At 35.7% G+C, this 12,274-nt stretch carries 10 protein-coding genes; 6 read left to right on the top strand and 4 right to left on the bottom strand.

The features are described 5' to 3' along the window. Positions 1–8: 8 nt before the first annotated feature. Positions 9–809, bottom strand: coding sequence for a TspO-related membrane protein (locus MJQ71_RS10750; protein WP_238806616.1), 801 nt, complete (start codon positions 807–809; stop codon positions 9–11). 223 nt (positions 810–1,032) lie between these two features. Between MJQ71_RS10750 and MJQ71_RS10745 the strand changes: the two genes are divergently transcribed. After that, positions 1,033–1,191, top strand: coding sequence for a lmo0937 family membrane protein (locus MJQ71_RS10745; RefSeq protein ID WP_238806615.1), 159 nt, complete (start codon positions 1,033–1,035; stop codon positions 1,189–1,191). Positions 1,192–1,231: 40 nt separating this feature from the next. Further along, positions 1,232–1,414 carry a hypothetical protein gene (locus MJQ71_RS10740; protein WP_238806614.1) on the top strand — a complete coding sequence of 61 codons (183 nt, stop codon included), beginning with the start codon at positions 1,232–1,234 and terminating at the stop codon, positions 1,412–1,414. A gap of 28 nt (positions 1,415–1,442) precedes the next feature. On the opposite strand, the gene MJQ71_RS10735 is transcribed toward MJQ71_RS10740, so the two are convergent. The 3 genes from MJQ71_RS10735 to MJQ71_RS10725 form a co-directional block, all read right to left on the bottom strand. Beyond that, positions 1,443–1,802, bottom strand: a complete 360-nt coding sequence (locus MJQ71_RS10735; RefSeq protein ID WP_238806613.1) for a DoxX family protein — start codon at positions 1,800–1,802, stop codon at positions 1,443–1,445. A 92-nt stretch (positions 1,803–1,894) separates the two neighbouring features. Continuing rightward, positions 1,895–3,613 (bottom strand): GMC oxidoreductase, encoded by a 1,719-nt coding sequence (locus MJQ71_RS10730; protein ID WP_238806612.1) that lies wholly within the window; start codon positions 3,611–3,613, stop codon positions 1,895–1,897. A gap of 117 nt (positions 3,614–3,730) precedes the next feature. Next, positions 3,731–4,375 (bottom strand): gluconate 2-dehydrogenase subunit 3 family protein, encoded by a 645-nt coding sequence (locus MJQ71_RS10725; RefSeq protein WP_238806611.1) that lies wholly within the window; start codon positions 4,373–4,375, stop codon positions 3,731–3,733. A gap of 453 nt (positions 4,376–4,828) precedes the next feature. Between MJQ71_RS10725 and MJQ71_RS10720 the strand changes: the two genes are divergently transcribed. The 4 genes from MJQ71_RS10720 (at position 4,829) to MJQ71_RS10705 (ending at position 12,235) form a co-directional block, all read left to right on the top strand. Then, complete coding sequence (locus tag MJQ71_RS10720) at positions 4,829–6,139, top strand: UDP-glucose dehydrogenase family protein (RefSeq protein ID WP_238806610.1); 1,311 nt, start codon at positions 4,829–4,831, stop codon at positions 6,137–6,139. Between the two features lie 81 nt (positions 6,140–6,220). Beyond that, on the top strand, positions 6,221–7,201 hold the full coding sequence (locus MJQ71_RS10715; RefSeq protein ID WP_238806609.1) for a UDP-glucuronic acid decarboxylase family protein: 981 nt from the start codon (positions 6,221–6,223) through the stop codon (positions 7,199–7,201). 262 nt (positions 7,202–7,463) lie between these two features. Further along, complete coding sequence (locus MJQ71_RS10710; RefSeq protein ID WP_238806608.1) at positions 7,464–8,669, top strand: bifunctional 3,4-dihydroxy-2-butanone-4-phosphate synthase/GTP cyclohydrolase II; 1,206 nt, start codon at positions 7,464–7,466, stop codon at positions 8,667–8,669. Between the two features lie 218 nt (positions 8,670–8,887). Continuing rightward, a complete protein-coding gene (locus tag MJQ71_RS10705) occupies positions 8,888–12,235 on the top strand; it encodes a TonB-dependent receptor (RefSeq protein ID WP_238806607.1) in 3,348 nt (1,115 codons plus the stop codon). The last annotated feature ends 39 nt before the right edge of the window (positions 12,236–12,274 follow it).

Below are 12,274 nucleotides of genomic sequence, written 5' to 3'. Positions count from 1 at the left end.
TAGAAATATTATCTTGAATTTTTAAAAACCGATTTAGTTGTTTCGATAATTAAGCTTGTGCCAACAATGACAATTCCGAAAACGGTTGTCCAAACAATAAAACGGTAATAATCAACCGCACCGATGCGGGCAATTAAAATGCCGATGAAAGCCCACAAAACGGCAATTCCAATAAAACTATTTTGCAGTTTTAGAAGTGTACAACTCACAATAACAGCTCCGAGTAAAATCATGAAGCAAGTCCAAAAGCTTGGACTTTGCCCCATTCCTTCCCAACCAAAATAGACCAAAAGAGCAGTTATGTTAGCAATTATTGCTATACAAATCCATCCTAAATAAACACCAAAAGAAGATTTTATGATAAATGAACGAGTAATTTCCAATTTATTGATTTTACTATTAATGTCAATGAGTTGAATAAGCAGCGAAACCATGACTAAAACCGAGAAAAATAAATGTTCATAATGCCAAGCTAAAATCCAAAAAATATTTAAGATACAGGTAATAATGAATCGAAAACCAATTTTTTTTACTAAATCGTTAGTTGAAGAATCAATGGTTTTACTGAAAAACGCTTTGCTTTGTTGGATGCAAAAAAATAGTAGAAGCACATAGATAACTCCCCAAATAGCAAAAGTAATGGGTGCTGGAACAAATAAATTAGGGTATTGGTCGGATAATTCTCCTGTTGTTTTACCATTGAAAGGCAAAGCATTAGCCAAGTAATTGGCCGTAATCATCGCAAAAAAGAATAGCCAGTTGAGAATTTGTAAGGTTTTTATACTGATTTGATTAGCGATTGATTTCATGTGTTTTCTATTAATAATATGAAGAAATATCAGTTTTAGTAATGAGCCAATCGTATAACTAAAATATTATTCCAAGGGTTTTTATAAAAAAGTGAGGAATGTTTTTCCCTATAAAAACTATTTCGTCTGTCAATTTTCCCATAAAAAAGCTTTTTTGTAGTGGAATAGTTATTTTATCCTACTATTTAACAAACCATTTTTTCATTCAAAACTAATTTAAGCCATGCGTTCTATCTTATATATCATTGCCATTATTCTCATTGTAGGTTGGCTAATCGGAGCCGTTGCTTATAGTGCTTCTGGACTCATTCATGTATTATTAGTTTTGGCTGTTATTTCTTTTTTGGTTGGGTTTATTCGTCGAGGAAAGTTTAATGAATAGTACCCAATTTATTTTCATTCACATAAAACAAATAAAAGCTATGGAAACTATCATTGTAATTGGATTTTTATTGTTGGGCTTATTGACTTCCTTCTCTTTAATTTTCTTTTCAAAGCAGTTTTTTTTCAACAAACCAAAAAGTGATTTTGAGCAAAAAAAGCAAGAAAACTTTTTCCGAAGAATAAAATACAACAGCGTTCGTATCAAACATATTCATGCCTAAATACGAACAAAAGTTATTTGGCAGAAAGTTATTTTTTATAAATGAACCAAGCCCAAAAGATAAATACAAATTGGATAGGTAAACGTATTAATGCAGTTTGATGGCTACCGATGGCAGGGTTTTCTTTAAAAACATCAATTATATGTAGCGGCAAAAATGCCAACATCAATATCAAAATCCCAAGTGTTGCAATGGAGCGAAAACGTGGAATAAAAGCTCCAAAACCTACCGCAATTTCTAGGATTCCTGTAAAATAATTGACAGCAATATTGGGCAAAAACGCAGGAATAAATGGAGCATAGACTTCAGGTTTGATGAAGTGCATAACTCCGCCTAAAATCATAAAAATACCGAAAATGAAAGTCAAGATTAGTTTTAGGGTTTTCATTATTAAAGTTAGTTTTAAATTTATTTCAAAAAGCAATAAAAAAGCGAATCTACCAAGGTAAATTCGCTTTTTTAGAAAATTCTATAGGTTCATTACAAATTCATTTTCTTCAACTCTGATACTGCAAAATCTGCTGCACGAGCCGTAAGAGCCATGTATGTAAGCGATGGGTTTACGCAAGATGCCGAAGTCATAGCAGCACCGTCAGTTACAAAAACGTTGCTTGCTCCCCAAACTTGATTATTTCCGTTCAATACTGAAGTTTTTTTATCTCTACCCATTCGAGCAGTTCCCATTTCGTGAATACCAATACCTGGGTTTGGAGTCGGATTGTTATAAGTGCTGATGTTTTTAAAACCAGCGGCATCTAACATTTCGCCTGCTTCATTCATCATTGCGATACGCATTTTCAACGCATTTTCGCCCCATGCGGCGTCAAATTCAACAACTGGCAAGCCCCATTTATCTTTCTTATCAGATAAAATAAAGCGGTTGTTTTCGTCAGGAAGTGTTTCTCCAAAACCACCAATTCCCATTGACCAAGGACCAACTTGTGTCATTGCTTCTTTGAAATCAGCTCCGAAACCGTCCATTCCAGTACCACGTCCCCATGTTGAGCGGCTTGCACCACCTTGATAACCAAAACCACGTACGAAGTCACGTTTTTTATCGCTACCCCAGTTAGCAAAACGAGGAACATAAATACCATTGGCACGGCGACCATAGTAATACATATCTTCCATGCCTTCGAAAGTTCCTGAAGCACCAACTGATAAATGGTGGTCCATGATGTTTCTTCCTAACTGGTCTGACTCGTTTCCTAAACCATTTGGATGCGTTTTTGACTTCGATTGCATCATAATCCAAGTAGAATTAATAGCAGAAGCATTCAAGAAGATGATTTTTGCGAAGTATTCGTATTCTTCTTTTGTGTTTTGGTCGATGGCTTTTACTCCAACTGCTTTGCCTTTTTCATCATCAAAAATAACTTGATGAACAATTTTGTCAGTTGTTAAAGTCAAATTACCAGTTTTGTTGGCTGCTGGTAAAGTAGCAGATTGTGTACTGAAATACCCACCATAAGGGCAACCACGCATACAAGCATTGCGGAATTGACAAGCAGCACGACCTAAATCAGTTTGAATTTTAGTCGGAGACGTTAAGTGAGCTGTACGGCCAATCGTTACAGCACGGCCACCAAATTTTTTATTGATTTTAGCTTTGAAATCTTTTTCAACACAGTTCATTTCCATGCCAGGTTGATAATTTCCATCAGGCAATACATCCAAACCATCTTTTGTACCACTAACGCCAATGAAACTCTCAACATAGCTATACCATGGAGCTAAGTCTTTGTAACGAATTGGCCAGTCAACGCCATGTCCATCTTCAAGATTTGCGGTAAAGTCTTTTTCGTTCCAACGGTAGCTTTGACGACCCCACATCAATGAGCGTCCGCCAACGTGGTATCCACGAATCCAGTCAAAACCACGTTTTTCTAAATACGGGTTTTCTTTATCGTTTTCAAACATTTTACGGTGTTCTTCACGACCCGTATAACCTGTACGAACGCTTGCCCAATATTCTTCTTTAGCCATGTTGTCCATGTTTCCACGGTGAGGGAAGTCCCACGGATTTTTCATAGCTGTATCATATCCTTCTACGTGTTTGATGTCTCTTCCACGTTCAATCATCAATACTTTTAAGCCTTTCTCACATAATTCTTTGGCAGCCCAGCCACCTGATATTCCCGAACCTACAACGATTGCGTCATAAGTCATTTTTTCTTTTTCTTTACCTTGAATATTCATCTGATTGAATAGATTATTTTTTAGTATTTTTTTCTTTGAAGCGATTCTCAATCATAGTTTTAGGAATTAGATTTTTATGTTGTCTAAATCCTGTAATAGCTATTTTCTAAACCCTTATTACAATGCCCAAGCTTTTTGTCCAGGAGTCATTTTTACACAACCTTCATATTTACCAGGCACTTCCACAAAAGCTAATGCTTCTTTACAACCAACTTCTGACGTAAAATAACCCAATAGAGTTAATTCTTTCATCAATTTGAAGAAAGGTGTTGGCGGAGCTTCTGTTTTGCCTTTGGTGTCTTTTGCAAGACCAGTTTCGGCATCAATTATCTTCTTAGAAGCTTCATTCTTTTTAGCTTCTTCGTTTGCTAAAGCTTCAAATGATTTTAGAATGGCGGTTTGTTGTTCGGGTGTACTTTCCAAGAATTTTTTTCCTGCATTTGCTTTTTTTGAAGCTTCTTCAATAGCGTCAAGTCCTTTTATAAAATGTTCTTGTTGGCCTTTAGTGTAGCAATCTTTTAGCATTATTTCGATAAATGGACCAACGCCAGCATCTTTAGCTCCAGGTGTTGATGTTTTAGGAATAATAATCTCGGCAATTTCAGCAACCAAACTTTTATAGTCGGTCGATAAAGCAAAAGACGTGGCTGCTTCAGTAGCAGTATTTGATTTGCAGCCTTCCAGCATTGCAATCATTGTTGGGGCAGACAAAGCACCTCCCATCAGGAAGGCAACTCTTTGCATCGCATCTCTTCTATTCAACGTTAGATGTACTTTTAGGATTGACAATAAATAAAGTGGTGAATTTACGAAAGAAACATGAGTTGATGCAAGTTAAAATCAATGAAAATTCTAATAATGCTAATAGTTTGGCAAAATTATTGCGTAGTGTTTCAATAGAAATTTACTTTCATTCGGAAAGTAATCTTCTTTTTTTAATATTTTCTTTTTAGAATTAAATTTTAAAAAATGAAAAAATAATTCTTAAAATATGTACTTAAAAGAGTAATTAGCTAATTAAGTGCCGTTTTTTAAACAATATTTATTGTTTTTTTATTGAACGGTAACTTATGTTTCTAAAAAAAATTATACATTTGTACTGACAAACAAAAAATCAAATAATATAGTTTATATTCGCTCGAAATATGCCTCACTCGGGTGATTTAAGCACTAAAAAAACTATCCTTCAGGGGCTGGGGGTGCATTCTTAATAATATGAAAATAGCAGTAGTAGGTACAGGTTACGTTGGACTCGTAACTGGCACGTGTTTTGCCGAAACAGGCAATCAAGTTACTTGTGTTGATATTGATGAACGTAAAGTTGAGAAACTCCGCAAAGGAAAACTCACGATTTATGAACCAGGTTTGGATATTATATTCGACCGAAATACAAAAGAAGGTCGCCTTAAATTTACAACCAATTTAGCTGAAGGAATAGAAGATGCACAAGTTATTTTCTTGGCATTACCAACGCCTCCAGGTGAAGATGGTTCGGCTGATTTAAAATATATTTTAGGTGTGGCGAGTGATTTGGGACCTCTACTAAAAAACTATGCAGTTATAATTGATAAAAGTACCGTACCTGTTGGAACTGCAGAAAAAGTTCGTGAACGTGTAGCAAAAAATGCAAAAGTTGACTTTGATGTGGTGTCAAATCCAGAATTTTTGCGTGAAGGAGTTGCCGTTGATGATTTTATGAAGCCCGACCGTGTTGTAATTGGAACAACTTCTGAAAACGCTAAAAAAGTGATGGAGAAATTATATGCTCCATTGGTACGTCAAGGAAATCCGATAATCTTTATGGATGAACGTTCGGCCGAAATGACGAAATACGCAGCCAATGCATTTTTGGCAATGAAAATTACTTTCATGAATGAAATTGCAAATCTTTGCGAAAAAGCTGGAGCAGATGTTGATGCTATTCGTAAAGGAATTGGAACTGATAGCCGAATTGGCAAGAGATTCTTATTTGCAGGTATTGGTTATGGTGGAAGTTGTTTCCCTAAAGATGTGCAAGCTTTAGAAAAAACAGCGGCTGAATTTGATTACGATTTCAAAATTTTGAAATCGGTAATGAAAGTTAACGAAAAACAAAAAACCAAAATGATGCCGCATTTGAAAGCACATTTTGATGGAGATTTAAAAGGAAAAACAATTGCCCTTTGGGGATTGGCATTTAAACCTCATACCGACGATATTCGTGAAGCTCCAGCCTTATACAATATTAAGGAATTAAGAAAAGCAGGAGCAAAGGTGGTTGTTTATGACCCAGAAGCAATGGAAAACGTACGTGGAGTGATTGGCAAAAAAGTAAAATATGCTAAAAACCCTTATGAAGCTATTGAAGGGGCTGACGCATTGATGATTATGACTGAATGGCCAGAGTTCCGTACACCAGATTTTGATAAAATGGAGGCAGCTTTAAAAAATAAAGTTATCTTTGATGGTCGAAACCTTTACGAACTGAAAGATATGCGTGAATTAGGTTATACGTATTTCTCAGTAGGTAGAGACACAGTAAAATAAATAGTCCCGAAAGTGGACGTTTTTAATAAAACTTTAGTTTAATCATATAAATATAAAATCCCTCTCTTTAGAGGATTGCGTATGAAAAGAGTATTAATTACGGGAGGAGCGGGTTTTTTGGGTTCGCACCTTTGCGATAGATTTATCAAGGAAGGGTATTATGTAATTGCTATGGATAACCTAATCACAGGTGATTTACGCAATATCGAACATTTATTTAAGTTACCTAACTTTGAATTCTATCACCATGATGTGAGTAAATTTATTCATGTTCCTGGCGAGTTAGATTATATATTACATTTTGCTTCACCAGCAAGCCCAATAGACTACTTGAAAATTCCGATTCAGACCCTTAAAGTTGGCTCACTCGGTATTCACAATTGTCTAGGACTAGCTCGTGTAAAAAAAGCAAGAGTAATTATTGCATCTACATCTGAAGTTTACGGAGACCCATTGGTGCATCCTCAAACCGAAGAATATTGGGGACACGTAAATCCAGTTGGGCCACGAGGTGTGTACGATGAAGCCAAGCGTTTTCAAGAAGCGATGACAATGGCCTACCATACTTATCATGGTGTAGAGACCCGCATCGTACGTATTTTTAATACTTACGGACCGCGTATGCGACTCAACGACGGACGTGTATTACCTGCTTTTATTGGACAAGCTCTTCGTGGAGAAGATTTAACAATTTTTGGCGATGGAACGCAAACGCGTTCTTTCTGTTATGTTGATGATTTAGTAGAAGGCATTTATCGTTTATTACTTTCTGATTACGCTTATCCAGTAAATATTGGAAATCCTTCGGAAATTACGATGAATGAATTTGCCGAAGAAATCATTAAATTGACAGGAACAGACCAAAAAATAGTTCATAAGCCATTACCGAAAGACGACCCAAAACAGCGTCAACCAGATATTACAAAAGCCAGAGAAATATTAGGTTGGGAGCCAAAAGTAAGTCGTGCTGAAGGTTTGAAAATTACTTACGAATATTTTAAAAACTTACCACGAGAACGACTTTTTGACGAAGTTGCTCACCGTGAGTTTGATAAAAAATAATAGATTTAAAAAGTATTTGCCGTGCTATGTTTTAAAACTGTAGCACGGTTTTTTATTTTTATATGGCAACAATCATATCAAAGTCATTGATTCTATTATTTTCAAAATATTCGGTTTTCAACTGACGAATAATTAGGGTTTTCTTTGATATTTTGCTTTAATCAAAAATTATTTGAGGCGTGTTTTATCGAAATCTATTACCTTTACAAACGTTTTTGTTAGAAAAGACGTTTTGTAATTGACATAAATATAAAAATTATAAATGAAATTAGACCGTATAGAAGAGGCAATCGAAGCAATTCGTAATGGTGAAATAATCATCGTGGTTGATGATGAAGACCGTGAGAACGAAGGAGATTTTATTTGTGCTGCCGAAAAAACCACGCCAGAAATGGTTAATTTCATGGTTAAAGAAGGCCGAGGGTTGATGTGTACTCCACTGACTTGGAAGCGTTGCGAGGAATTAGAACTCGATATGATGGTGGGGAAAAATACAGCTCAACACGAAACAGCATTTACCGTATCGGTAGATTTATTAGGTAACGGCTGTACAACAGGCATTTCGGCGAGTGATAGAGCGAAGACAATTCAAGCATTAGTAAATCCTACAACTAAGCCTGAAGATTTGGGTCGTCCAGGACATATTTTCCCTTTGAGAGCTGCCGAAGGTGGTGTTCTTCGTCGCTCAGGTCATACCGAAGCTGCCATAGATTTGGCAAAATTGGCAGGTTTAAGTCCAGCAGGAGTATTGATTGAGATTTTGAACGAAGATGGCACAATGGCTCGATTGCCACAATTGTTTGAAATTGCCAAGAAATTTGATCTAAAATTGGTCAGCATTAAAGACCTAATTGAGTATCGATTGGCAAAAGAATCGCTTATTAAAAGAGAAATAGGAGTGAATATGCCTACCGAATGGGGGCATTTTGACATGGTAGCTTTTCGTCAGCTTGATAATGATCAATTGCATTTAGCACTGATAAAAGGGAAATGGGACGAAAATGAGCCAGTAATGGTACGTGTTCATTCTTCTTGTGTAACAGGTGATATATTTGGTTCTTGTCGCTGTGATTGTGGTCCACAACTACATGCGGCAATGGAGATGGTTGAAAAAGAAGGCAAAGGAGTTATCTTATATATGAATCAAGAAGGGAGGGGTATTGGGCTTTTGAATAAATTAAAAGCTTATAAATTGCAAGAAATGGGACGTGATACTGTTGAAGCAAACCTCGAGCTTGGTTTCAAAATGGATGAACGTGATTATGGCGTTGGAGCTCAAATCTTACGAAATTTAGGAGTAAAAAAAATTAAACTTATCTCGAATAATCCTAAAAAAAGAGCAGGCTTAATGGGTTATGGTTTGGAAATTATAGAATCAATTCCAATAGAAATAGCCTCTAATCCGCATAATAAGGAATATCTTGAAACTAAAAGAGATAAAATGGGACATGAAATTATGGGTTCTTGAAAATATTAGGCACGCATAACAATTATTTAATATTTTAAAATTGGCTTTTACCAATATTTTTCATTAAAAAACTCATAATTTGCTATAAATCAAGCACTTACTCAAATAAAAAGAGTAGGTGCTTGTTTTTTTTAGAGAAAAATTTTAAGACCTTTGCAGAGGAAATACAATAACTACTTAATGACTTTTACTTCAAACATTTCTAACTCCAAAAAAAAATGATGCGAAAATTTACTTTTTTGCGAGGAGCATTTGGCCTCCTTGCTGGAATCCTTTTTGCTTTTCAAGGCTTTGCTCAGGTAACAACCTCTTCAATTAGTGGTTTAGTTGCTGATGGCAAGGGTGAAGGCTTACCAGGGGCAACAGTAGTTGCTGTTCACGTACCTTCAGGTACAAAATACGGTACAGTTTCAAATACGGCGGGTCGTTATACACTTCCTGCAGTTCGTATCGGAGGCCCATACAAAATTACGTTTACATTTATTGGCTTCAAAGAAGCGGTTAAAGAAGGTGTTATTGCAAGTTTAGGTACTTCCGCAAACGTTGATGTTAAATTAGACGAAGCGGGAACATTCCTTGATGAGATTAAAGTTACATCTTCTCGTAGTGATATTATTAGTTCAGGCCGTACTGGTGCTGCAACAACATTAAACCGTGAAAGTATCAACAGTATTCCAACTTTGGGTCGTACTTTGAATGACATCACTAAATATAATGCTTATAGCAACGGTCGTTCATTTGGTGGCCAAGATAGCCGTTTCAACAACTTTACAATTGATGGTTCGGTGTTCAATAATGGTTTTGGTTTAGGTAACCAAGCTCAAGCGGGTGGTCGTACTGGTACTTCTGCTATTTCACTAGATGCAATCGAAGAGGTTCAAATCAATATTGCTCCGTTTGATGTTCGTCAATCAGGTTTTGCTGGTGCTGGTATCAATGCTGTAACTCGTTCGGGAACGAATGATTTTTCAGGTTCAATTTATGGTTTCAAGAAAAATCAAAATCTAATCGGAAAAACTGCTGCTGGTAATGCAATTCCTGCATTAACTTTTAAAGAACAATCTTATGGTTTCCGTTTTGGTGGACCAATCATTAAAGATAAATTATTTTTCTTTGTAAATGCTGAAGGTGTTAAAGGAGCTCGTCCAGCGTTAGATTGGGTTGCAAACCGCCCTGGTGCAGTAGGTAATATTTCACGTACAACAGCTGCAGACTTGGAAGATTTAAGTGCGTTTATGAAAACAAACTTTAATTTTGACCTAGGTGCAATTGATGGTTACAACAATGAAGTAAACAGTAAGAAATTTTTGACTCGTATTGACTATAACATTAATGATAACCACAAATTATCAATTCGTTATTCACAACACGATTCTGAGTCAGATGCAATTATTAGCAATAGTAATAGTTCAAATACAGCTGGTAACGGTAACCGTAATAACTTATCAACGGCTATTTCTGCTCAAAATACTGGTTACAAAATTCAAGATAATACTCGTTCGATTGTTGCTGAGTTAAACTCAACTTTCCAAGGAAAATATGCAAACAATTTGATTGCTACTTATAACAAACAAATTGAAGACCGTTCTTACCGTACACAACTATTCCCAACGGTAGATATTTTGAAAGATGGATCAACTTATACAACAATTGGTTTTGACCCATTTACGCCTAATAACAAGTTGAATTATTCAACTTTGAATTTTACTGATAACTTCACGATTTTTGCAAACAAACATACATTCACTTTAGGTGCTGCATACGAACACTTTATCTCAAATAACTTGTTCTTCTATGGCTCAAATGGTGTTTATACGTTTAACTCAATTGCTGATTTCAAAACAGCTGCTTTAGCTTATCTAGCTAATCCTAATTTGACAGAATCTCCAGTTGCTTTGAACAGATTCAATTATCGTTATACATTGTTGCCAGATGGACAAAAACCTTGGCAAACATTGAAAGTTGGAACATCAAGTATTTATGCACAAGATGACTATCAAGTTTCTAAAAACTTCAAAGTTACTGCAGGTATCAGAGGTGATTATGTAGCTGTTGCTCAAACGGCAGGTGATTATGCTAATAAAATAGTTTCAGCTTTGACTTTCAAAACTCCAGAAGGAGCAGATTATAAGGTTAATACTGAAAATATGCCAAAAGCAAGACTTTATCTATCTCCTCGTATTGGTTTTAACTTTGACGTAAAAGGTGATAAAACTACTCAAATTCGTGGTGGTAGTGGTCTTTTCTTATCAAGAATTCCTTATGTATTGATTTCAAATCAATTAGGTAACAATGGTGTAAACATCGGCTTAGTTAACCAAACAAATACAAAAGCATATCCATTTACACTTGACCCAACTCGTTATACTCCAACTACTACTGATTTGTCAAAAATCACAGGTTATAACATTAATGCTTCTGACGAGAACTTGAAATTCCCACAAGTTTGGAAAACTAACCTTGCAATTGACCAAAAATTACCATTTTTGGGCTTAGTAGCAACTGCTGAGGTGATTTATAACAAAAACCGCAATGCTTTACGTTATATTGATGTTAACTTGAAAGGAGCAACTGCTGACTTTGCAGGTACTGATACTCGTGACCGTTACCCTGCATCTGGTTTGTCTGGTGGTGCTGCAACAGCTGCTCGTTATATCAACAGTGCAATCAATAGTGCTTATATCTTGACAAACACTAACGAAGGAAGTTCATACTCATTAACTTTCAAATTAGAAAAACCTGTAACTAAAGGTTTTGGTGGAATGCTTGGTTATACTTATGCTAAAGCAAAAGACTTAGCTTCAGTTGGTAGTACTGTAAATGCTAATATTCCTGCTCTTGGTGGTGTTAACTATAATACTTTAGGTTATTCTGATAATGATTTACGTCACCGTTTTGTTGGATTCTTGAGTTATCGTAAAGAATACGGCGGACAATTTGGTGGGGCTACTATGATTACTTTAGGTGGTACATCTCAAAGTGGTGGTAAAATTTCTTACACATATTCAAATGATATGAATGGTGATGGTCAAATCAATGATTTGATTTTTGTGCCAAAAAGTGCATCAGAATTAACATTCTCTTCATTGACTACTGGAGGAAAAACATTTACCCCTGAGCAACAAGCAACTGCTTTTGATTCATTTATCAGTGGAAACTCTTACTTATCAACTCGTAAAGGTCAATATGCTGAACGTAATGCAGGTTATTTCCCTTGGTTAACTCGTTTTGATTTATCAATTGAACAAGATTTCTACGTAAAAGTTGGAAAGGCTGGAAAGAAAAACATTATCCGTGTGAGAGGAGATATTTATAACTTCGGTAACATGATTAATAATGCTTGGGGTGTAGGTAATTCTGCAACTTCATTCAGCCCATTAGTTTTAGCTAGTGTAGGTGCAAATGGTATTCCAGTATATCGTTTGAATACACAAGTTATTTCAAATGTTGGTGCTGATGGAAAATCAACTACTGAAACTATCTTATTGCGTGATTCTTTCGTAAAATCAAAAACTGTTGATGATGTATTCCAAGTTCAATTAGGACTTCGTTATATCTTTAACTAATCAATATTTAGTTAAGTTTACAAAAAATCCCGATTCAGA

This window comes from Emticicia aquatica, assembly GCF_923079645.1.
Lineage (GTDB): Bacteria > Bacteroidota > Bacteroidia > Cytophagales > Spirosomataceae > Emticicia > Emticicia aquatica.
This window is presented reverse-complemented; position numbering and strand designations above follow the sequence as displayed.